The sequence below is a fragment of the Odoribacter splanchnicus DSM 20712 genome (assembly GCF_000190535.1).
Lineage (GTDB): Bacteria > Bacteroidota > Bacteroidia > Bacteroidales > Marinifilaceae > Odoribacter > Odoribacter splanchnicus.
The window spans coordinates 1192876-1217151 of record NC_015160.1; the positions used below are offsets into that span (position 1 = coordinate 1192876).

General features: G+C 42.2%; 17 protein-coding genes and 3 tRNA genes. 8 read left to right on the plus strand and 12 right to left on the minus strand.

Features of this window, described 5'->3' with window-relative positions; genetic code table 11:
• Positions 1 to 63 precede the first annotated feature (63 nt).
• The 5 genes from ODOSP_RS05000 to ODOSP_RS05020 form a co-directional block, all read right to left on the minus strand.
• Complete coding sequence (locus ODOSP_RS05000; RefSeq protein WP_009135471.1) at positions 64 to 285, minus strand: DUF2795 domain-containing protein; 222 nt, start codon at positions 283 to 285, stop codon at positions 64 to 66.
• A 207-nt stretch (positions 286 to 492) separates the two neighbouring features.
• On the minus strand, positions 493 to 1356 hold the full coding sequence (locus ODOSP_RS05005) for a cation diffusion facilitator family transporter (RefSeq protein ID WP_013611300.1): 864 nt from the start codon (positions 1354 to 1356) through the stop codon (positions 493 to 495).
• A gap of 9 nt (positions 1357 to 1365) precedes the next feature.
• Positions 1366 to 3144 (minus strand): chloride channel protein, encoded by a 1779-nt coding sequence (locus ODOSP_RS05010; RefSeq protein WP_013611301.1) that lies wholly within the window; start codon positions 3142 to 3144, stop codon positions 1366 to 1368.
• A gap of 42 nt (positions 3145 to 3186) precedes the next feature.
• Entirely contained in the window at positions 3187 to 4311 is a 1125-nt protein-coding gene (locus ODOSP_RS05015; protein WP_013611302.1) for a DUF4831 family protein, read from the minus strand.
• 11 nt (positions 4312 to 4322) lie between these two features.
• A complete protein-coding gene (locus tag ODOSP_RS05020) occupies positions 4323 to 5837 on the minus strand; it encodes a bifunctional ADP-dependent NAD(P)H-hydrate dehydratase/NAD(P)H-hydrate epimerase (protein WP_013611303.1) in 1515 nt (504 codons plus the stop codon).
• A 93-nt stretch (positions 5838 to 5930) separates the two neighbouring features.
• Here ODOSP_RS05020 and ODOSP_RS05025 point away from each other — a divergent pair, with 93 nt between their 5' ends.
• The 6 genes from ODOSP_RS05025 to ODOSP_RS05050 all read left to right on the plus strand — a co-directional run bounded on the left by ODOSP_RS05025 (position 5931) and on the right by ODOSP_RS05050 (position 12973).
• Positions 5931 to 7490: a peptide MFS transporter gene (locus ODOSP_RS05025; protein WP_013611304.1), complete on the plus strand. Its 1560-nt coding sequence runs from the start codon at positions 5931 to 5933 to the stop codon at positions 7488 to 7490.
• Between the two features lie 88 nt (positions 7491 to 7578).
• Positions 7579 to 9267, plus strand: coding sequence for a peptide MFS transporter (locus ODOSP_RS05030; RefSeq protein WP_013611305.1), 1689 nt, complete (start codon positions 7579 to 7581; stop codon positions 9265 to 9267).
• A 121-nt stretch (positions 9268 to 9388) separates the two neighbouring features.
• Positions 9389 to 10189: a PDC sensor domain-containing protein gene (locus ODOSP_RS05035; RefSeq protein ID WP_041556417.1), complete on the plus strand. Its 801-nt coding sequence runs from the start codon at positions 9389 to 9391 to the stop codon at positions 10187 to 10189.
• A gap of 66 nt (positions 10190 to 10255) precedes the next feature.
• Positions 10256 to 11329, plus strand: coding sequence for a SpoIIE family protein phosphatase (locus ODOSP_RS05040; RefSeq protein ID WP_049782819.1), 1074 nt, complete (start codon positions 10256 to 10258; stop codon positions 11327 to 11329).
• Positions 11330 to 11363: 34 nt separating this feature from the next.
• Positions 11364 to 11434 (plus strand) — tRNA-Gln (locus ODOSP_RS05045).
• A 180-nt stretch (positions 11435 to 11614) separates the two neighbouring features.
• The gene (locus tag ODOSP_RS05050) at positions 11615 to 12973 is read left to right on the plus strand and encodes a transposase (RefSeq protein WP_041556419.1); all 1359 of its coding nucleotides are present in this window, start codon (positions 11615 to 11617) and stop codon (positions 12971 to 12973) included.
• Positions 12974 to 13268: 295 nt separating this feature from the next.
• Here the strand turns inward: ODOSP_RS05050 and ODOSP_RS05055 are convergent, their stop codons facing one another.
• The gene (locus ODOSP_RS05055; protein ID WP_013611307.1) at positions 13269 to 14471 is read right to left on the minus strand and encodes a YncE family protein; all 1203 of its coding nucleotides are present in this window, start codon (positions 14469 to 14471) and stop codon (positions 13269 to 13271) included.
• 47 nt (positions 14472 to 14518) lie between these two features.
• The gene (locus ODOSP_RS05060; protein ID WP_013611308.1) at positions 14519 to 16870 is read right to left on the minus strand and encodes a TonB-dependent receptor; all 2352 of its coding nucleotides are present in this window, start codon (positions 16868 to 16870) and stop codon (positions 14519 to 14521) included.
• Between the two features lie 318 nt (positions 16871 to 17188).
• On the opposite strand from ODOSP_RS05060, the gene ODOSP_RS05065 reads away from it, so the two are divergent.
• Positions 17189 to 17259: transfer RNA gene (locus ODOSP_RS05065), tRNA-Gln, on the plus strand.
• A 394-nt stretch (positions 17260 to 17653) separates the two neighbouring features.
• Here the strand turns inward: ODOSP_RS05065 and ODOSP_RS05070 are convergent.
• Both ODOSP_RS05070 and ODOSP_RS18675 read right to left on the minus strand, forming a co-directional pair.
• Positions 17654 to 18502, minus strand: a complete 849-nt coding sequence (locus ODOSP_RS05070) for a helix-turn-helix domain-containing protein (RefSeq protein WP_013611309.1) — start codon at positions 18500 to 18502, stop codon at positions 17654 to 17656.
• Between the two features lie 7 nt (positions 18503 to 18509).
• Positions 18510 to 19379, minus strand: coding sequence for an AraC family transcriptional regulator (locus ODOSP_RS18675; protein ID WP_013611310.1), 870 nt, complete (start codon positions 19377 to 19379; stop codon positions 18510 to 18512).
• 446 nt (positions 19380 to 19825) lie between these two features.
• On the opposite strand from ODOSP_RS18675, the gene ODOSP_RS05080 reads away from it, so the two are divergent.
• Positions 19826 to 19899, plus strand: a tRNA-Arg gene (locus ODOSP_RS05080).
• Positions 19900 to 20106: 207 nt separating this feature from the next.
• Here the strand turns inward: ODOSP_RS05080 and ODOSP_RS05085 are convergent.
• From ODOSP_RS05085 to ODOSP_RS05095, 3 genes are read right to left on the minus strand one after another with little or no spacing between them, the layout of a single operon-like run.
• A complete protein-coding gene (locus tag ODOSP_RS05085) occupies positions 20107 to 21759 on the minus strand; it encodes a PKD-like family lipoprotein (RefSeq protein ID WP_013611311.1) in 1653 nt (550 codons plus the stop codon).
• Between the two features lie 12 nt (positions 21760 to 21771).
• Positions 21772 to 22629, minus strand: a complete 858-nt coding sequence (locus ODOSP_RS05090; protein ID WP_013611312.1) for a DUF4843 domain-containing protein — start codon at positions 22627 to 22629, stop codon at positions 21772 to 21774.
• 10 nt (positions 22630 to 22639) lie between these two features.
• The gene (locus ODOSP_RS05095; RefSeq protein ID WP_013611313.1) at positions 22640 to 24274 is read right to left on the minus strand and encodes a RagB/SusD family nutrient uptake outer membrane protein; all 1635 of its coding nucleotides are present in this window, start codon (positions 24272 to 24274) and stop codon (positions 22640 to 22642) included.
• Positions 24275 to 24276: the final 2 nt, after the last annotated feature.

Below are 24276 nucleotides of genomic sequence, written 5' to 3' on the forward strand. Positions count from 1 at the left end.
CGACAAACAAATTTTCATTGTTTATCGCGCTGTAATTTAATAATTTAGCTTACTTATAAGCCGTCAATACTCGTCCTCGTTGAAGAAGAAATCATCTTTACTGGGATAGTCAGGCCAAATGTCTTCAATACTTTCGAAAATTTCTTCATCATCCTCTATATCCTGAAGATTTTCGATAACTTCCATAGGCGCTCCCGAACGAATTGCGTAATCGATTAATTCATCTTTAGATGCAGGCCATGGTGCATCTTCCAATTTTGAAGCAAGTTCCAGTGTCCAATACATAGCTATATAGTTTTTTTAGCGTTCCCATAAAATTTTCGCAAAAGTAAGTTTTTTTTGGTAATATACAAGTATAAAACAACTAAATTAATAGTAGCCCCCAATTTTAGATTTGCGATTTCCACATCTAATCTCCCCTGCTTCTCCTGACAGAGCCGGTTAGCGGGTGATTTATAATCTAGTTTTACAACGATAGAAGGGTTTATAAAGTTACATTTTCAAGGGTTCGATATGGATAGTCGCATCGATCTTCAATTCTGTTTTTATCTGCATTTCGATAAGGGTAGCTTTTCTATGAGCTTCCTCCACGGTCTCTTCCCCGGGCACTTGGATATGAAAAGTGAATTCGATATGGTCCCCATAATGATGAATGTGGTAATGATGCGGATAAGCCACATTTCCCATTTCAGCTTTCACGATCTGTTCTACTTTCCCGATCACTTCTTCCGAAGGTTCTTCTCCTAAAATTTTATTTACTGCTTCGCGAATAATCCCATAGGCGGCATAGAATAACATGAAAGATATCAACATACCCAATACACTGTCGATCCACCAGAAATAGGGGCTGAGAAAAAGTCCGGCCAAAACCATCAGTGACGATAAAGCATCGCTCCGGTGATGCCATCCGTCCGCTTTTACAGCAGCGTTACCGGTTTTACGGGCGATATAAAAAGCATAGCGGGCCAATCCTTCTTTTAAGACAATCGAAGCAACCGTAGCCAGATAAGCCAACCAGCCGAAATCAGCCGCCTCATGTCCCCTCAATTTTGCGATAGCGTCTTTCATAAACTCTACTCCGACCAAAGCCAACAGAATAGCGATAATCAATGCAGAGATTTGTTCCCAGCGGCCGTGTCCGAACGGATGCTCCTTATCCGGTTTCTTCGAGGATAATTTAATTCCAAGAATTACGACCAAAGAAGTCAGGGAATCCGAAAGGGTATGCCAGGCATCGGCAATCAAAGCAAGCGAGGCCGATGCAATACCGGCATAATATTTTAAAACAAACAAGAGTAGATTCAGAATAACGGAAACGAGTCCTTCCCGATACCCCAATTTTGAATGTTGATCCATATGATTCTATTATTCGTCGGAAAAATGTTGAAGCACCCTTCTGTAAGTGTTGAATATCTTTGCTTTCGAAACAAACCCGATATATCTTCCTTCCTCGATCACAGGTAAATTCCAGGCTCCTGTATCTTCAAATTTTTTCATAACCAGGTCCATCGAATCCGTCACATCGACAATCGTAGGTGGAGTTGTCATAAAGTCGCGGACAAAGGTGACATTGTACAAATCCTGATTGAACATGATCTTACGGATATCGTCCAGCAATACAATCCCCAGCAATGCTTCGTTTTCATCGATCACCGGGAAAATATTTCTACTGGAACGGGAAACTTTTTTCACCAGATCCCCCAAAGTAGCCTCTATGGATATCGTCTGTAAGTCGGTCTCGATGACTTTATTCAGCTTCATCAAAGTCAGCACGGCTTTATCTTTATTATGGGTAATCAGATCTCCTTTCATAGCCAGCCGACGTGCATAAATAGAGTAAGGCTCCATGCCCCGCCCCGTTAAATGGGCCGTCACCGAGGTTATCATCAAGGGCACCAGCAAACTATAGCCACTGGTAATCTCAGCGATCAGGAACATAGCTGTCAACGGAGAATTCATGACACCCGACATCACCCCGGCCATACCTGCCAATACAAAATAACTGACAGGAACCGTGATCACTCCGGTCATATTGATCAGGTAAGCAATCAGGAATCCGGTAACTCCCCCAGTGAACAAACTGGGAGCGAAAACACCTCCAACCCCCCCACTACCGTTGGTGAAAGCTGTAGCTACTACTTTGATAAATACCAAACCGATCACATACAAAACAACGACGAATGCATAGTTCCGGAAATCGAAAAAATAGGTATTGTTCAACAGTGCATCTGCATTATCGGTCAGCAAAGCTTCCAAAGAAGAGTATCCTTCACCGTAGAGAGGCGGAAAAATATAGATCAGCAAGCCCAATAATGCTCCTCCTACCAAAATTCTTTTGAATTGGTTCTTTATCCCGGTAATAAATTTCTCGATTCGGATATTCGTCCGGATAAAATATACAGAAACCAATCCACACAATATCCCCAGAATAATATAATACGGCACATTAGCCAAGGCAAAATGTTCGTGTACGGCGAATTCGAGGACCACCCCTTCGCCCATCAGAAAATATACAATAACGTAAGATGAAATGGCAGCAATCATCAAAGGCACCAAGGAAGCCATCGTCAGATCCAGCATCAGTACCTCCAGGGTAAATACGATACCGGCAATCGGAGCTTTGAAAATTCCGGCGATAGCCCCGGCTGCCCCACACCCGATCATCAAGGTCATCACCTTGTAGTTCATGTGGAAAAAACGGGCCATATTCGAACCGATGGAAGCACCGGTCAGTACAATCGTCGCTTCCGTTCCCACCGATCCTCCAAAGCCAATCGTAATTGTACTGGCAATCATAGAGGAGTAGTTATTATGAGGTTTGATCATACTATTACGCCGGGAAATCGCATATAATACCTTTGTCACTCCATGACTGATATCTTCCCTCACAAAATAACGAACAAACAGGGAGGTCAACCAAATCCCTATAAAAGGAAGAATAAAAAACAACAAACTTCCGCTATCTATCTGCAAACGCTCGGTCAGAAACTGGTGGGTATAATGGACGGAATTTTTCAGGAATACCCCGGCCAGTCCGGTGATAATACCTACCAGAAGACTCAGGATGACGATAAAATTCCTTTCTTTGATATGGCGTACCCGCCAACTCAAAAAACTCACATACCAGTTATTCCACCACGACATAATTCAAGTACTAATACCAATACAGATAGCCTGTATCAGCGATTATTTTTTCCGAATACTTTTCAAGGATCCGAACTGCGGATAAAATTCCAGCATCAACCCTTCGCTACTAATCACATCCACAGGAAATTTCTTAATTTCTCCCAATTGAGGAACAATAGCAGGATAACTCATTATTTCTTCTTTCCCTTTCAGTAACTTCAACGTAGCTGTAGCAGGTACCCTATAATAAACAGCAGCCGCTTCACCTCCTCCACTCACCGGTGACGAAGCCGGAACCACAGCCTCTTCAATCTTCAGAAAATAAGCCTGAGCGGCAACATTTTTCGTATCTGTCACTCCGTTTTGTTCAGAAAACCGGAAAGCGACAACCGGTTCGTTAGCCTTTTCCGGAATACACTGGAATACCCGTTTTACCTTGACAGTTTCTCTTTTACCTAAGAAAAGACTCAGGTAGTTTTTTTCCATCCGATCGAATTCTTTCAATATGATCTCTAAAGATTTTCCATCAGGAACATTATTTTCAGCTCCCAATAATTTTACTCTTTCCGAGCGAATCCGGAAAATCTCACTTACTGCTTCTTTTACATTGTCAACATCGGTCTTAACAGCATAATGTACGATCGGATCCCAAATTCTCTTCATCTCACCGTCCACCTCCTGATAAGTATAATTGGTATCCAACACTTCTTTCAGCTGATTATAAGTATTCAGTTTCATGATATCGATCCTCTCTTCGTCCCCCAAGGCCTCGGCGATATACTTCATCTCTTTTTTTTCATTGAAAACTTCCCCTTTACCGGCAGCGATACCTGCCAGAAAACCTTCAGCACTAAGGCTCAGTGTCACCGGCCAATAATCCCCGTTGGCAGAAACAGAATACACCGCCTTTTCATCCGGAATATACTGTGGAAGAACATTTATTTTTTTTATGGCCCATTTTTCGGAGACTTGTGTCGCTTCAGGACGGATTCCCAATTCTTTCTCGGCATAATTCTGATAGGGTCCGGGAACAAAACGTTCGCATTCCAAGATGACCTCTACTTCATAGGCTACTTTAGGTAAAGTATAATTTACGTTCACTAACGTAGTCAGTTCTTTCTTTTTTTGAGCTGCGGCAGCCAGACAAACCACCAACATTAACGATACAATAAAAACTCTTTTCATAGTAATTGTTATTATTTTTCTAATCTTTTCCAGGCCTCTCCCATTCTCTCGGCTATCATTCCGGCACAACATCCTCTCCGGCCTTCTTTTTCCGCGACACAATCACCGGCCAGCCCATGGGCAAAAACTCCTATCCGGAGCAAATCCAACAAATTCAATTTATTGGCAGCCAAAGCCAGCAGCACTCCTGTTAAAACATCCCCCGCCCCGCCTTTAGCCATTCCCGGATTACCACTCATATTGAAGAAAAGCCGGCGATCCGGAGTAGCGATAACGGAATGAGCTCCTTTCAACACGATATGCACCCGATATTGATTTGCAAAAATGCTTAATTTATTTAATCTCTCAAAATCATTTACACTTTTTCCTGCTAATCTTTCAAATTCTTTCATATGCGGAGTAAGAATACAGCCTTCATGGAGTAAATCCAATAACTCCCGGTGTTCCGCTATAATATTCAGCGCATCTGCATCCAGAATCGTCGTCCCTCTCCAGGTACGTAATAATTTTTCCAATCCACCGACAGTCTCCGGTCCTTGCCCTATAGCAGGTCCGACAGCAATCGCATCGTAATCTCTCAGTTTACAGACAGCAGAAAACCGTTCGGCCGATTCATCCGGATCAGGAATCGCTTCCGGCACAGTCGTCTGTATCACCTCGATTCCTTTACCCGGAATATGACAGTACAACAAACCGATACCCGAGCGTACAGCCGCTTTAGCCCCCAAAACAGCCGCCCCCATCATCCCATAACTGCCAGCGATCAACAGTCCTTTCCCATTAGTACCTTTATGAGCAAAAACCGGCGAAGGAGGTAAAATCGCTTTTACCGTATCTTCTGTCGTATAAAACCAATCGGTCGGTTGCCGAGCGATGATTTCAGGATGTAAGCCGATATCCAGCACTTCCCACCGGCCGACATATTTTTCATTCTCCGCCAGCATAAAGGCTAACTTCGGGAACTGAAAAGTGAAGGTATACTCTGCACAAACAATGGTTTCGGGATCGTTCCAGGTATTATCCTCCCCTGCCAACCCGGAAGGAATATCGACAGCCACCACCCGGTTAACAGAAGCATTCATTTGCTTGATAATCCGGGCTGCCAAACCGGTTACCGGACGATTCAGCCCCGATCCGAAAATAGCATCGATCACGATTTCTCCCTTCTGTAACACCAAATCATCGGCCTGCTTTAATTCTTCCACCTTTCCCCTGGTCAACCAACGCCGATAATTCGCCTCACAATCGGGGCTTCTATCCTGGGTCCCGGCAATCCGGAATACTCTGACCGGCACTCCCCGCCGATTCAATAATCTGGCAATCGCATATCCATCGCCACCATTATTCCCATTCCCGGCAATCACGACCACTCCTGCAACTTCAGTGAAAATTTTCAAAAAACGATCTGTCCAAATCCCGGCAGCCCGTTCCATCAAATCCAAAGAGCTTACCGGCTCATGCTCAATTGTATATTTATCAATCGCAGCCAGCTGAGCCGTTCGAAAAACTTTATTTAACTTTTCCATAACATTAACTCAATCGTTTTAAAGACGAAAAATACGGAAATATTCTTACATTTGCGACCGAAGTGGATTAATATTAACTTAAATACATTATCTATGTCTAAAAATCATCCTAAGGGGTTGCTTACTGCAGCTCTGAGTAATATGGGAGAACGCTTCGGCTACTATATCATGAATGCCGTATTGGTGTTGTTCCTGTGTTCTAAATTTGGTTTAAGCGAAGCCGCCAGTGGTACTATTTACTCATTCTTTTATGCTGGCATATATATTTTAAGTCTTGTCGGAGGTCTGATTGCTGACCGCACTCAAAATTACAAAGGAACTATTAAAACAGGTCTTGTTGTAATGGCCACCGGATACATTATTCTTTCCATTCCAATTCTTGCTACGGCAGCCAACACCACCTGGTTGCTGACCCTTACCTGTTTTGCACTTTTCCTGATTGCATTCGGAAACGGTTTGTTCAAAGGAAATCTGCAGGCAATTGTCGGCCAGATGTATGATAATTTCGAAGCCGAAGCTGCCAAGAAAGGCCCGGAGGCTCTCAAAATCGCAAAAGACAAACGGGACTCCGGATTCCAGATTTTTTATGTATTTATTAATGTGGGTGGATTGATCGCTCCATTCATTGCACCGGTATTACGCCAGTGGTGGTTGGGTGTAAACGGTTTCACTTACAATGCACAACTTCCGGCACTTTGCCATGAATATATCAACAACGCCGCTGCCATGGCTCCCGAAGCATTGGCGAACTTGCAACAATTAATAACTTCAGCCGGAGGTTCCATTGTTGACTTGACCGTTTCTTGCGCTCAATATTTACAGATTTTCAATGAAGGTATCCACTATTCATTCATTGCATCTGTTGCCGCGATGCTGATTTCTCTCATTATTTTCTTCGTCTCTCAAAAAACATTTCCTACTCCTGCAAAGAAAATTGCAGCTCAAAATGTAAGTTACACACCAGAAGAAAAAGCTGCTATGGCGAAAGAAATCAAACAAAGAATGTATGCGCTGTTCGCTGTATTGGGTATCGTTATCTTTTTCTGGTTCTCGTTTCACCAGAATGGTATGTCCTTATCATTCTTTGCCCGTGATTTCGTAGATTCGTCGGCCGTTGCACCAGAAGTATGGCAAGCAATCAATCCGTTCTTCGTAATTGCGCTGACACCTGTCATCATGGCCATTTTCGGAGGATTAGCAAAACGCGGTAAAGAAATTTCAACTCCCCGCAAAATTGCAATCGGTATGTTCATTGCAGGAACGGCATTCTTGTTCCTTGCCGTTTTTTCTCTGATAAAGGGTTATCCCTCCGCAAACGACTTCAAATTATTACCCATTGCAGAACAAATGGCAAACAAAGCTCATTGGTGGGTTTTGATTGCAACCTATTTCTTCCTGACGGTTGCTGAATTGTTTATCTCTCCGCTGGGACTGTCTTTCGTATCGAAAGTAGCACCTAAAAGTATGCTAGGTCTGTGTCAGGGTCTGTGGTTGGCGGCTACGGCTCTTGGTAACCTGTTGCTTTGGATTGGCCCGCTCATGTATAATGCATGGCCGATCTGGCAATGCTGGACAGTATTCTTTATTGTATGTCTCGTGTCCATGGGAGTCATGTTGGGTATGGTTAAATGGCTTGAAAGAGTCACAAAATAATAACAACGCTCTAAAACAACAAAGTCCTCTAAGCATTCATTGCCCCGGGGACTTTTGCTTTTAACCTACTAATTTAATTTATAATATTATGTTTCAAAACCAACCTAAAGGATTGTATGCCCTGGCTCTTGCAAACACAGGAGAACGTTTCGGGTATTACACGATGCTTGCTATCTTTACACTTTTCCTGCAAGCAAAATTTGGCTTCAGTTCAGCAGCTACATCAAACATTTTTGCGGGTTTCTTAGCCTTAGTTTATTTTTTACCCATCTTAGGGGGTATCCTGGCCGATAAATTCGGTTATGGTAAAATGGTAACAGCAGGTATCATCGTCATGTTTGCCGGTTATACCTGTCTTGCTATTCCTACCGGAGGGGATGCTTTTGGAGTTGCCGCTATGTTCGGGGCTCTTTTCCTGATCGCATTAGGTACCGGATTATTCAAAGGTAATCTCCAGGTAATGGTAGGAAACCTTTACGACGATCCTAAATATTCAGACAAACGGGACACAGCATTCAGTTTATTTTATATGGCGATCAATATCGGTGCTCTTTTTGCTCCGACAGCCGCTTCAAAAATCACAGAAAATTTCATGGCGAAAGCAGGCCTTAAATACCAAGGTGATATACCTGCACTTTGCCACGAATATCTGGAAAAAGGCCAGCAAATGGCAGCTAATTCCCTGGACACCCTGACTCATTTCGCACAGTCACAAGCTTCCGCATTCAACGGAGATCTGGCAACATTCGCTCATAAATACATCGATGAATTATCACTTTCTTACCACTATGGTTTCGCAGTGGCTTGTATATCTCTGATTGTATCTATGTTGATCTATCAGGTATTCAAGAGTACCTTCAAACATGCAGATATCAATACCAAACAAGCTGCAGCAAGCGGAAAACAAGAAAATATTGTCGAATTAACTCCGGAACAAACCAGATCCCGCATTACCGCTCTCGTACTGGTATTCGCCGTAGTGATCTTCTTCTGGATGGCTTTCCACCAAAACGGCCTTACCCTTACTTTCTTTGCCCGTGATTATACAGCCAGAACCGCCGATGGCGCTATAGGTATGAGCTTTAATGTTTTCAACCTGGTATTCGTGATTACTTTGATTTATAGTTTGTTCTCTCTGTTCCAGTCCAAAGAAGCTAAATCCAAACTGATATCGGCAGTTGTCGCAGTTATTTCTGTCAGCATATTAGTCTACAAATATCTGTCGTTAGCACCGGGTTCTTTCATTGAAGTTCTTCCTCAGATGTTCCAGCACTTCAATCCGTTCTTCGTTGTTGCTCTGACCCCTGTATCTCTTGCTGTATTCGGAGCTTTGGCCAAGCGAGGCAGCGAACCTTCGGCACCCCGTAAAATCGGTATCGGTATGTTTATCGCAGCTTTAGGATTTACCGTGATGGCTCTGTCTTCTATGGGACTTCCCACTCCCAATCCTGACGGAGCGATTGTTGTAGCTAATGATTTACTCGTATCTCCTTCTGTTTTGATCAATACCTACCTGGTATTAACCTTTGCCGAATTGTTTCTTTCACCTATGGGTATTTCATTCGTATCGAAAGTAGCCCCTCCAAAATACAAAGGTTTGATGATGGGTTTATGGTTCGGAGCAACTGCAGTCGGTAACTATCTGGTTTCTATCATCGGTATGCTTTGGGGTCACATGCCATTATGGGCATTATGGTCTATCCTCATCGTTTTGTGTCTGATCTCTGCATTATTCATCTTTATGATGATGAAACGTTTGGAGAATGCCACGAAATAATAAAATTTCTTTTAGCATTAAAAGAAGTCTAAAAAACAATAATTAAATAACAAAAGCTGCTCTGTTCCGGGCAGCTTTTGTTATGATTATAATTATATTTGCAGGCAAAAGAAAGGTAAATATGTTTAAACAGATCAACCATTCCTTTGCAGCGAAACTCAATATATACCTTATTTCGTCGGCATTTCTATTATGGGGAATCGGTTTTTGCTTGTTCTATCACTATTCCTCCAGGGCGATCGAGCACCAAGCTTACCTGAAAATCGACGAATCGGCGGAAAAAATCAATCTTAAAGTGACTCGTTTATTGAGGACGATAGAAAAGATCCCTGAAAATCTCAGCTGGATTATCCCTTCCTATGTTACTCATGCCGATTCGATTTATGCGATTACCCGGCAGGTCGTTTTGAACAATTATGAGATCTTCGGATGTGCTATAGCTTTCGAACCCTATTATTTTCCGGATAAAGGGTATTATTTCGCTCCTTATTCATACATGAGTGGCGATAGTGTCGTCACCACACAAATCGACCCGAAATACGATTACTATCAAAAAAATTGGTACCGGATCTCAAAAGAAAGGAATGTCTCCCGCTGGAGTCGTCCTTACCACGAGCTTTCGTCCAACGATATCCTGACCTCCACCTATTCGGTACCGCTCCGGGACCCCAAAAATAATGTAATCGGTATTTTTTCGGTCGACCTCTCTTTGAATTGGCTGACCGAGCTGATCGACTCGGTCAAACCCTATGAAGACAGTTATAGCATTATAGTCAATCGGGAAGGAAGGTATATACTTCATCCGGGAAACGACTTTTTCACGGATCTGGATAAAGATATCCTTCATGAAGCGGAAATCCTTCAGGACACCAATGCTTCAAAGTTGGCGCATCTCATGATGCAGGGGCAAAAAGGGAAATGAGTATTTGTCAACAATCATGTAAAATATTACATCTATTTTACTCCCATCCTCGGCACAGAGTGGAATATGGCTACCTTGTTTCCTTATTCTCATATTTTCGACAAATTACACCGATTCACTTGGATCATCATTCTTTCTTCGGTATTATTTCTGGCTCTCCTGGTGATTATCTGTACTACAACCGTTCGTAAAATTACGAGACCTTTAAAAATATTCGCAGCTTCCACGCATTCCATTGCGGAGGGAAATTTCAACATAACTCTACCGGTCATCCACACCCAAGATGAAATGCTGGATCTTTATAATGCTTTCAGTGAAATGCAGGAAAAGCTTTCAAAATATATGAAAAACCTGGAAACGACTATAGCAGCTAAAGAGAAAATAGAAAGTGAGCTACGCATAGCACATGATATTCAAATGAGTATGCTTCCCAAAAATTTTCCTCCTTTTCCCGGTCATGAAATAGACCTTTATGCAGTACTCTATCCGGCCCGTCAAGTCGGTGGTGATTTATACGACTTCTTTATCCATGAGAACACCCTCTTTTTTGCTATCGGCGATGTATCGGGAAAAGGGATTCCTGCTTCGCTTCTGATGGCCTCTACCATCAGTCTGCTACGTACGCTTTCCTCAGGCAGCAATTCTCCGTCACAGATTGCTTATTCGTTAAATAATAGTATTGCTGAAAGGAATGAAGCCGATATGTTTGTGACCTTCTTCATCGGAATGCTGGATCTCCGAACCGGAGTAATGAAATATTGCAATGCAGGTCACACTCCTCCGGTACTGACAAGTCCGGATCGGACAGTAGCTTTCTTTGAAATGCAATCCGATCTTCCTTTAGGTATCCTAAAAAATCATAATTATCAGGAGTACACCTACCGATTCGTGAGCGGCTCGGGTATATTACTATATACCGACGGCGTTACGGATGCAGAAAATGAAAAGAACGAATTTTATACCCGGGAACGTCTTTTGGAGATAGTGACTCAAAATCAGGAACTACACCCCCGCGAATTTATCCGTTCGATAATCAATGATATTCAGTCACATATCAAATCACACGAACTATCCGACGATCTCAGTATGCTCACAAAAAATCATAAAATATACCAGTTTTTCTTTGTGATATTTAAATAAAGTATTACTTTTGTGCCGTCATAAAAAACAACACTGTCCAATGGTGTAATGGCAGCACAACAGATTCTGGTCCTGTTTGTCCAAGTTCGAATCTTGGTTGGACAACTTCGAAAACCTGATTTCACATCAGGTTTTTTTATTTAGGGACATTCAGTAAATACTATAAAATTAGCCAACTAATTCATACATAAAATATTGCGAATTAGTTGGCTTTTTTGTATCTTTAGGTATTCCCCCGCAAATAAGGTTTGGAAGCCAAAACGGGGGAAATTTTCCAACAAAGATATGGCAAAAGTACAAAATATTTCAGAAATTCACCCTACTTTGGGGTTTACAGAATTTGATATTCTGGAAAGATACCGCAAAAGTTTTCATGAGAGTGAGCTTGGCAGGCTTCATTCGGTATTTCCATTTGAGCATATAGCAAAGACTGTGGGCTTGTCGGACCAGCATCTGGGGCGCAGGAATATATTCAGTCCCTGCGCAAAGATTGCCCTTATGGTCCTGAAGGCATACACCGGATTCTCTGACAGGCAGCTGGTGGAACATCTGAACGGGAACATACACTACCAGATGTTCTGCGGGATTATGATAAATCCGTCCTTTCCCATAACCAACTACAAGATAGTCAGTGCTATCCGTAATGAGATAGCGTCCCGTCTTGATGTTGATTCCCTCCAGGAAGTGCTGGCTTCACACTGGAAACCCTATCTTGACAGCCTTCACGTCTGTATGGCCGATGCCACATGCAATGAAAGCCATATGCGTTATCCTACTGACATGAAACTCCTTTGGGAAAGCCTTGAATGGCTCTATAGATATATCTGCAGGCATTGTGTGGAGCTTGGCATAAGACGTCCCCGCAACAAATACAGGAATGTAGCGGAGTCCTATCTGTCCTACTGCAAGAAAAGAAAAAGGAAGGCTTCGAGGACAAAAATGCTCAAGCGTCGTATGATCAGGCTTCTTGAAAAGCTCCTCATACAGAGGGATGAGATTCATCGAGAGTACGGAACCTTACTCCGCTATACCCAGGATTACCAGAAACGTCTTTCCATCATCAGAAAGGTTCTTGTACAGGAAAAGGAAATGTTTGTAGGGAAGAAGGTCAGGGACCGCATCGTCAGCATTGACCGTCATTATGTACGTCCCATTGTAAGAGGCAAGGAAACAAAGTCCGTCGAGTTCGGTGCGAAGGTCAACAACATACAGATAGACGGCATATCGTTCATCGAACACCTCTCGTTCAAGGCTTTCAACGAAGGTATACGCCTGAAGGACTGTATCCGCATGCAGCAGAAGCTCATGAATGTGAGGGTAAGATGCGTGGCTGCCGATTCCATATATGCCAATAATGCCAACAGAAAGTTCTGTACAAAATATGGAATATCAACATCCTTTGTACGCAAGGGAAGGGCGGCCAGGGATGAATCCTTGAGAAAGGTTCTCAGAAGTGAACTCTCCAAAGAAAGGGCCACCAGGCTTGAAGGCAGCTTCGGCACTCAAAAGCAACATTACTCACTCTCAAGGATAAAGGCACGGAACAGAAAGACGGAAATCCTTTGGATTTTCTTTGGAATACATACGGCAAATGCCATACTGATGATAGATAAGGTCAGGAACAGAGCGCTGAAAGCAGCATGATATGATTTTAACGAAAAAATCAGAAGAGGTCGTCAGACTTCTTCCGGAACGTCATGTCCTGCCTATAAGAGTATATGGGAAAATACAGAAAAATGACAATAAAAATGACATATGAAGTGATTATACTGGGGCATCTTCATATGCCATTGTATTTTATAGGGACATTTACTGAATATCCCTATTTATATGAATCAATCCTAAATTCTTGTTGTTTCACACCCAAATATCACCTAAAAAAGAGGGCTTTCCGGTTCATGAAAAGTGGAAAGCCCAGGTACTTGATAAGTACAGATTATTATTCAAACACAAGTATGTCCATAAGGGTTCCCTGCGTTTTCACAACCGGAGCAGAACTACATTGATCTGTTTTACGATTATAGGTGAAAATTCCCGTTCCATTTTGTTCCGTTGCCAAACCAAAAAGGATGTCATCCCCGTATTTATTTATAGCACAACTATATCCATTCGTGCGAGGAAGATTCAACGCTTTCATCGTACAATGATATAAATCGGCTTTCAAACAGTAGTTCGTTTTCTCGTTGATGTAATCAGGACTGGCACTGGCAAATGCCGGACAATAAGCCAGGACGTACAATTCTCCATTTCCGGCATAAAAGTTAGAAATAGAATACTGCAATTTGCCCCCTTGAACTCCTTCCACGTTCATGTCAGTCATGTTAAAACAGTAGTCCGGATCAAATTCCGTCGCCCCCTTTTTAATCCGTAATAATCCGAATTTCTGATCCGGAACATAACCGTAAGATCCCCAACAAGTCACGTAAAGATCCCCTTTTTCATCTATAAACATACCGCAATCAAAAATAGATGCCGCGGAAAGTCTCGTGTCATGAATGATCTTTTCCGGCGTATCGGTAGCCTCATCAATGATCAGGACATGCGCACCACTTTTACAAATAGGCATCTGGTCAAATTCTCCACATCCGACATAGAGTTTCCCATCCCGCAGGATCAACCCCAGCGGATTCGGAGTACTACTTCCGTCAAGTCCGTATTCAGGCCTGGCAACATTAATTTCCCCTGTTTTCACCATGGTCGTCGGGTTAAATATAATGATCTTGTTATCGTTCGGAGCGGATGCATAAGCTTTCGTGGCCGAAACGAAAGCGATAGAAGCACACATAGGAGCAGCCGTCGCCACTTCCAAACGTCCTTCCACTTTCAAAGTTCCATCATCTTGCCGGGAGTATTTTACAATCGTACCCTCCGAAGTTCCAGGCACGTAGAATACCCAATCACGATAAGACATCAGATAAGGAGTAATTTTGGTTTCAACCGCATTTGCGAAAGACATCGTTCCGGCCTTCATATCCTGTATAGGTACGATATATCCCATATCCGCCTGCGGTTGCATGTTAATACCTACGATAATCGATGCTTTACCCTCATTTTCATCATCATCTTTGTTGTCATCCGTACATGACGTTACAAACAAGGCTGTACACAGAAAAGCCCCCAGAATAAAGAAATTGTTTTTCATTGTGATTTACTTTATTTATATACTTCAAATTAAAATTCTCAGGCACATTACCATTTTAAGGTTGTAAACCGAATTTTAGCCATGATCGTCCGGCCCGCCAGCGGGTAATTGAAATTAGTCATCTCATCCGTATCAAACAGATTATGGCATTCCACGCCAAACAAAACTTTCCGGTTCATGATTCCGTACTCCAGCCCCACCGTGTGCAGGCAAGCAGAAGGTATCTTATAATCCTGATGGCGGCTAAGCTCATATCCATAATAATATTTATCCGTGTAACCACCCTCGTAATACGCCCTGGCATACTGCCCTTTACCACCAAAGGGATTATCCTTCCGGTAATCCAGCATCCAGTTGAAAAAGAGAATCGGGATATGAGGCAATTGCATTTTATAGGTCTCACTCTCGGTGTTTGTTCCCGCTATATATTTCGAATAATCCAAAGATTTCTGCCAGGTAGCATTAAATGATACAAACCAGTTACGGTCAATATCCCATTTGATTTCACCGTCCACTCCGTACAACAGAGCCTCGCCCAGATTCTGGTATTTGGAATACCCCACAACAGAGGTCAGATACATCATGTTCTTCACTTGCATGATATACCCGTTCGACTCGAATTGTAAACGGGAATTTGCATTATAGTAACGGTCGAACATGATACCCAGATTATAATTATTAGCTTGTTCGGCTTTCAGCTCCGTACTTGTCAGCGTCGTTACACGATCCCCCAAAGCCTCCTCGTAACGGGGAAGGCGGAAATTATGTTCCAAAGCAAATTTCATCAGCCAATGAGAAGATAAATCGTATTTCAAAGCAAGACTATACCCCCAATACTGATCGGATTTATGCGTCTCTGCCGGAACGGCATCTCCCGGATAAGCCAGGTTCACTGTTTTTCCTCCTAAACGATAATAATAATGCCGTCCCGTCAGCACCGATGTCAAACGTCCTTGAAACCACTTGTTCTGTAAAGCGACGGAACTGATCATTCCCGATATATTCGATTTCAAACCGCTATAATCCTTTTTCAGAAACCGGTCGGCAACGGTGTCCCGGGTTTCATTGCTCACGTAACGGAAATCATTATTCATATTGACCAGCATTCTGTCCGGGATCAAATGATATTGCAAGTTCAGGTTATAACGATAATCCATCATCCCGTCATCCGACAAATTCGGGACATATCCCACTTCTCCGCCATATGTGTTGGGAACACGGCCACCATAAAAATCATAAAGGAAAGACGAGGTGTCGATCAAAGCAGTATGCGTATAAGTAACCATCCCATTGAATTTCAAATCCAGCTTCCCGAACAAAAAATGTTTTTTCTCCAGCTTGGGGTTTACACCGGCCGTCCAGATTTTTGTCCGGGCATGACGGATATTCGTTTGTATACCCTGGGTTTCTTTATAACTGTAATACCCGACAAATTCCAATTCGGCCTTGTCGAAGTAATGATCCGGAAACTTAAGCGTCGCCCCGAATTCTCCCATTTTCAACCGGTCATGATCCCGTTTGATTTTCAAATCATTGACATAAGGAGAAGTGATCGTGTAATCATTTCTGGCAAAGGTCCCTCCCGCGAAAAGAGTAAAAGCCATATTTGCTTTATCAAAATAATGAGAAATACAAGCCGTAGGATTATGCACGCCGTAAGACTGGTAGCTATACGACAAATCATAATACCCGTGTTCGGCATCTATCGTCACCACATTAACCGCACTTCCTAACCCATCTCCCCCGAATTCAGGCGGAACAATCCCCTTGTATATCTCGACACGGTCGATGAATTGCAAAGGAATATCATTAATGGAAAAACTACCATCCGGGGTATTCAGGGCATAGCCGTCCATATAGATCTGAACCCGGTTTCCTTCCAATCCCCGGATATTAACTTTTGTTTGGTTACCGACACCACCTGTTTGCCGTAGTTTTACCCCTGTCTGATGATTCAACACCTCCGTGATCGTAGTCCCGCGTCCTGCCAATTGTTTCCCATCAATAACGGCAACCGGGGTTCCCTGGCGTTTCACGTCATGGATCTCTTTCCTCTCCCCTTTAGCTGCAACGACCACCTGGTCAAGGGATTTCATATCCATCTGCATATAAACCTCCAGCTTCAGGTCTTTGTTTGCCTCAACCTTCACTTTCCTGATGACATCTTTCATACCCACAAACGAAAAATGAAGTTCGTATTCCCCGGCAGGAACATTTTTAAAAAAGAATTCGCCCCGTGCATTTGTCCCCGTCCCCTTCTTTAGAAAAGGCATTACGATATTTACTCCCGCAACAGGCGTGTCATCAGAAGAATCCTTCACGATCCCGGAAATCGTCTGCCCGTTAGAGAAAAGAATATTGCCAACCATAAAATAGATCAAAATATAAAAACACTTCATAACCCACACAAATTAATTAATAATTAGCACCCTAAAACAAGTTTTAAAAAACAAACACTAAAAACATCAAATAATTGTGCGAAAATAGACGGCAAATCCATTGGCAACAATCCCTATTAATAGGGATTATTATTGCAAACTACCTACTAATGGTATTTCGGATGGCTATTTGATCGATTTCACCGGGCCGCCTCTTCTATTATACCGATATAGTGATTTGTATGACTCACCCTCAGAAAGCCAGTCTTTCGGCACTATTTTTTTCAGATTTATTTGGGAGAAGACAAAAAAAGACGTAGTTTTGTGCCGTCAAAATACTGTCCAATGGTGTAATGGCAGCACAACAGATTCTGGTCCTGTTTGTCCAAGTTCGAATCTTGGTTGGACAACTTTGAAAACCTGACGTAAAGTCAGGTTTTATTTTTATTCGTCTCCCGATTATTTCAATATTCGGGTATCAATCCGAAATACTTATCGGTCAAGTATTCTCTAATAATTCAAAAGATAAATTTTCCGCTATTTGTGATCTTTATTCGAAGAAGTATAAAAAAGAAAAGAACAAAAGGAAGATTACTGTTCGACAATCATGTTGTTGTGTATGTACAAATAAGGGATGTATGAGTGTATGAATTATCTCCTATTGCGACGCTCCTTGCGGATTCTAAAGGAAAGATATCAAACCAGTAATCTTATCCTCTGTTCTCCCTTTCCGATGTTACAAATATAAGAGATCAGTCCCATTTCTAACTTATATAAAAAATATTATCTTTTACACATTCAATTTCAATGCAGATTTTTTTTCAGAATAAAGGTTTGTCTCACTTCAGAAGGAGTCATTCCGAACCAAATTTTACAAAACTTATTCAAATGTACGGATGAGGCAAAGTTAAGTTCGTCAGCCAATTCCTTTAGGTTTACCTCACTGGTCATCAGACGGTGTTTAATATATTCGGCTTTCTGTCGCTGCATCCACTGATAAACCGTCTCGCCGAAAACATCTTTAAATTTCTTTTGAAACACTCCCTGGCTATATCCACATAGTTCTGCAAATTCACCGGCACTCTTTACATGTAGATAATAGTCGACGACCAGTTTTTTGAACTCCATATTTTTCCCCAATAGAGGATAAAAAAGCATAGCCAATTCATCCGAAGTATAGTAAGCATGCAAAATAATAAACAATTCCTGAATTTTTCTTGAAGCCAAATCAGCCATAGGAACCTGATTTTGTTCATAATTCTGCATTAATTGCAGAAAACGGTCGAGTGATTCACGAATCTCCAATTCCCGGAATTCATATTTTATCAAAGAGAAAAAAGGAGTCAGATTTTGAAAGATATATTTATCACAACTATGATTCAAAGTGCCGAACCCCAAAATAATGAGTTCGACCGTCGATACGGCTTTACATACACATCGGGAAAGGGGAGTCAGCAAGATCATGTTTCCATCGGAAATAAGCCTGGGATACAAATCTCCATAGATCACTTCCATTTCTCCATGAAGAATAAAAACCAGATTATTATTTTTATCTGCCTTATTTCTTTGAAAAACAGTATCTTTTTCAAACTTAAAATAAGAGAATTTATTCTTCAGATCAGATTTGATATAACAAACAGTATCACTTCCCATTTTCAACTTATAGATCAATGTGTTCTCCCGTCATTTTTTGTTCTTCTATAAATTTTGTCGGGGTCATTCCCAACCATTTTTTACAGAATTTTGTAAAGTGAGCCGGTGAAGAAAAACCAAATTCATAAATAATCTCTTTGAGGTTTACCTCCTCTCCACTCAAACGTTCTTTAAGCCGATCGGCCTTTTTGCCCAATATCCATTGGTATATCGGTTCATCGAAGATTTCTTTGAATGCCCGTTTGAAACTACTGACCGAATAACCACAGATCTGAGCCAATTCTGCCACAGACTTCACATGTAAACAATTATCTTCGATCAATTTTTTCAAATCTCCCTCTTTGTGCAAAGAAAGGGTATAAAAAAAATAAGACAATTGTTCTTTAGAGTAACAAGACTTCATCAAAACAAATAGTTCTTCCTGTTTTTCTTCGAACAAATACCTGCAATCCACCCCATCTTCCAGGTACACGGTCAACATTTCCACAAATCCTTTCAGCAGCTGGTTTAAAGGTAAGATTTCCAATAATTCCCCTCTCCCCTCCAAACATCCAAGCTCCGAAACTGTTTTCAAGCAATATTCAGTGGGACGGTCAGAAATAAAGTACAAAAATTCAAGTGGAGTAAAAGCTTTCAATTTACCTTTCAAAGCAGGCAACAAAAACATCTCTCCGGCTTCAACGAATACCACCTCGTCTTCAATAGACACACCAGCTTCACCACTTAATAAAAATATCCAGCAAATGCCCGAAGTTTTCCATTTTTCCCATACAAAACCTTTCTCAAATTTCACCTGTTCAAAAAAGACCAACTCACTCCGTTCATAATTATTACAGGTTGCCTCTTTATTACAACAGTAAACACGATCGTTACTCATAATTTAACTATATACATGAATACTAAGAGCTAACAAACATAAAATAAAACTTTCAGTCAAGTTAAATTTAATTATAAGTTACAAACAAGAGGCATGAAACATTCACGTATTCTGTGTTTTACATAACTTCACTCACTCCTTTTCAACAAAGGTAAGATTAAAAAAAACAAATCAAAAGATGTTCTGATTTAATTTCATTCTTTTTCCGGCAAATAAATCTTTCCATGAAAGTGTGCAGAAAAGTCACTGAAACGTGTTCAGACTTATAATTAGTTCTTAAAGTTGCTCCTTCGTCGCTCAAAGTCCATAAAATCGACGGACTTTATAAACCAATTAATTCGGCTTATAAACAACAAAGCATCCGAAGTTTCGAATAAAAAAACATTATTTCTTTTGGAATAAAAATATTAAAGCGTATATTTGCACCGCCAAACCGTAAAAGTGTTGGTTCAGTAGCTCAGCTGGATAGAGCAACGGCCTTCTAAGCCGTAGGTCGTGGGTTCGAATCCCGCCTGAATCACAAAAGCAGCAATTTGAAATTGCTGCTTTTTTCATTTCATTGTTGGCCACTTACCTTCAGATCAACCGTATCTGACTTTCAAGAGCCTGTCTGATGACCCAAAAGCCAGATAGCCTCCTTTTTCTGTTGCCCTCCCCCAAATCTCTCATCACCGTAAATATGCGGTGATGAGAGAAAAATAAAACCACACACTGTTTTTCCTGTTTCTCAACGGACCTCTTTATAACGCACATCTTTAATTTTAGCGAACCCGGAATACTCCCAGCCCGGTTTCAGGGTCAACTTCATACCCGATCCGCTCACATCATAGAAACGCAGCATTCCTCCATTATTATCCGTAGCGGCATTTTTGTAAGAACAGACGATCAGTTGATTTTCACGGTCTCGGTATATATTTTTGATTTCATCGTCATATTTCGAACACAAGTCATCGATGCCCCACGGATAATCATAGCGGTTGAACTTCAAACAGGTAATCTCTTCGCCTTCTAAAGTAATCACCGGTTCGGAAACCCCTGATCCCACATTGTAAGCATAGACTTTATTTCCATAAGCGTAATAAATCACATAATACTGGGAACTGGCAGCAAAACAAGTGGCATTGGCAAAATTTTCCGCCATAACATCCAAATGGCAGGCCCCTTGTTTAAATTCCCCGCTTCCCAAATTCACCTCATAAATATGCCGCTTGCCATCTTCCTGCATAATGCAATACACCATTCCTTCGGAAAAAGAGGTGTTAAGCATACACACCAAATCCATATTTCCCGTATTGTAACTAAAATTTTTATTCTCCGGATCTTCCAACGGATGCAACACCTGCTTTTTTCCAGCGACATCGCTACCTGTAACACCTTCACCACTCCAGTAAACAAAACGATGATTATCCGTATCAAACAACAAGGCGATACCAAAGTCGGATGACAACGGTCTTTTCAGCGTAGTCCCGACATAAGGCGCCACCTTGTATTCAGGCGTTCCTCCCCGGACGGAAGTATTAATCGGATACTCGAATCCCGTTTCTACTTCCACCGTATTCCAGGCATAGACATTTCCTTCCCGGGATACGCAGATAACAGCATCGTGCTCTGGTTTATAGAGTCCTTTATAAGGCACTGACACAAAATTTACAATATGATCGTCAGTAGCAGCCAGAAACATTGCCGATTTCAATTCGTGATAACTCTCTACATCAAGAAATTCTCCGCCACCTTTAGAATCTGTTGTCTCCAGCCAGTAAGCCGCATCTTCGGACATTGCAATAATCCGGTTACCGGTAGCACTTCCAGTGGCATAGAATCCTATATTCGCAGCGTGGTACTGTTCCGGTACTCCATCCTTTCGCCGGATTACATCATAAGCCGGAACAATCCGGTCCACAGAAATCTGCGCCAGCATATCTAAACGCACCCGTTCTTCCGATCCTTCATCGCAAAGCAACATCCATCCCTCCGAGGTAATGGTCGTTGCATTGACATAAAACAATTTCAGGGTCTTTACTTCCGTCCGTTTATCGGTTACCGAGAACAAAAATGCATGCCTGCCGGACTCCAATGCAGCTAACATATGAAGGTCTTTCGTATTGGCAACTTCTTCCCATTCACCTTCCGAATTTTTCCTTTGGTAAGCAAATTCGAAGTTCGTATTCCGCTCATCAATAATTCCTTCCAAATTGGAAGTAACCACCGGTTTTAAATCGATATATTCCGCATTGGCCAATACCGACAGCATTGATGAAATGCTATCTATCGTAATGACCGCTTTATCTTCATATGTATAATTTCCTTTGTCTTCCGCACAGGCTATTGCCAACAGGCAAAACCACAACATGCTCAGACGCGAAATTTTTAATATATTCATTTTTTCTATATTTTAAGGTTTTAACACGACATTCGAGTAATCCACACGATAAGCATCCGGCAATTGCATATAAGAGCCGTCTTCATCGTATACCGGATCGCCTTCATCTGCTCTCCGTTGCAATTCCGACTGCAATTCCCGGGCGTAAAAAGGCATCCGTCCTTTGCTGACTTTGCCAGTGGCCCAAGTCCAATCCGTTGTCGTAAAGCCAAAGAAGCCATTGATATAGGCATATCGGACCGGATTCCACTTTCCGAAATACTGATCGGCAGCAACATCCCCCCACCGACTCGGCTGCGTATAAATTTCACTGATCAGAAATGTATAGCGGGTTCCGTCTATCGTATCTGCCGTTGTATTACTCCACACATTGCTGGATTTATAAGCATTGAGTACCTCAAAATATTGATTGGCCTCTAATTTCAAGACCAATGTATCCACCTGTTTTTTGATGGAAGCATTCCGCATGAAACGGACTCCAACAGTTCCCTCGTTGCTTCCGGCCTTGATTTTCAGCGTATCGAAATCCATCATATATCCTCCATCGGGATTCGTTACAGCATCATAAGAAGTCATCGTCGTTTGCTCTTCGTCGACAACGACTTTCAGGGCCCGGTCGTAATCTTTTACCTCGCCCAGCAACTTCACTTTGGCATTGAATACTACTGAGGTATAAGCTGCCGCATAATCGACAAACGAAAAATTAGTCCTCGTGGTATATCCTTCGGCGCCGTTACTTCCTGAAAAATTCTGTACCTGAAAATATACCATACTGTCACCACGGTTGTACAAACCGACGTTTTCTTTTTGGCAGGCGATACTTATTCCTGCCATGGCGGCAACCCATATCCATTTGTTTATTCTATTCATATGTCTGTATTTAACGGTTATCCAATTCACTTTTCGGCAACGGAAGTACAAAGCGTTCTTCCTTTTCTTCATCAGTTGCTTTATCTTTATAATCGTATGTCGGAGGTATTCCAAACATTGGTATGCCGGGATTAGTCATCACCTTTACTTCTTTTCGTCCGTTGTAATCATTATCGAATCCCATATTCCGACGCTTGAAATAGAAGAACTTCTGACCTTCTCCGACAAATTCACGGATATACTCCAAGGTCAGCCAATCCTGTAAAAAGCTCTCTCCGTTTCCTGTTCCCCAGTTATTGGTACCCCGGTCAACGAACATCCGGTTCAAATAGGTCCATGCAGTCGGCAGATCGTACACCTCGGAACCGGTCGTACCGAGACATTCCGCTGCAATATAATACGCTTCGCTAAGCTTGATCAGCGAACAAAAGGTTCCGTAAAATTTCTGAGCCTGCAATAACTGGTTTTCATCTTTATTATTGGTCACCTCATCCCGTTTTTGATCCGCAATTTCTTTGAATTTTACCATTTGGTAGCTCGCATTTCCTTCCAAAGTGGTTCCGCTGGCCCATTGCGACTGGAAACGCCAGTCTCCGACCCAATATCCCCCGTATTTGTAAAACAAAATACCATCTACATATCCGGTACGGGGTATCAGCAAAGCTTTTCCGGTATTACCTCCTCCAAAAGAATAGTCATAAATCAATCCTCTGTTTTTATTGTAATACCCGAATAAACACTCGGTCGAAAACATCCGGTCGGGGTCGGAACTGTTCCCTAACAACTTACCCGATTCAACCACCGGGAAGAACTCCCTGACCTGGGGATCGTCGGTCAGCTTGCGGGCTTCGGTCAAGGCATTGCCGTAATCTCCCCCCCACAGATAAGCCCGGGCCGTCAACAAGACCGTCGCATAGTAATTCAGACGCAATTGCCGATAGCGCATGGAGTTATCCTGACTCACCTCATCGTATTCTGCACGGGGTCCCTCGGTAAGTACCGGATCGGAGGCCAGCAGTAAAGCTTCGGCTTCTGTAAGATCGCGGATAATATAGTCCTTCAGTACCGTACCGGCCGGCATAATGGACAGGATTTGCGGATCGGTGCTTTCATTGTAAGGGATACCGCGTCCATCCGGATTTTTCGCCATAATCGGCCCGAACAAACGCAACATATCCAAATGCAGCATTGCACGGACAGCCAGCATCTCGCCCTTGAGCATTTTATATTCCCGCTCCGGTAATACCTTGTCCTTTACAGCATCATCCTCGATGTTCTTCAATACCACATTGGTATTCATAATCGTCGAATAGGCTTCGTTCCATATACTGCTCAGTACGCCTGTAACCGACTCGTTCGAATAATCCCACTCGGTCAGAGCCCGCAAGTATTTATAATAATCGCTTTCATCCGACTGCTCCACAGCGTAATATTGCCCCAGAATATCGATCATGTCATAACTCAGATATTTCCCGTAAAGCGAGTTCCCGGACATTCGGTTGTAAACCCCGTTAACAGCAGCATAAAATCCATCTTTGGAAGAAAATTGCTGTTCCTCACTCTGTTTATAATCCAGCCAGTCGGTGCAGCTGTACCATAAAATACAGCTTAACAGAAGCGGAAAAACGATTCTATATTTTTTCATGA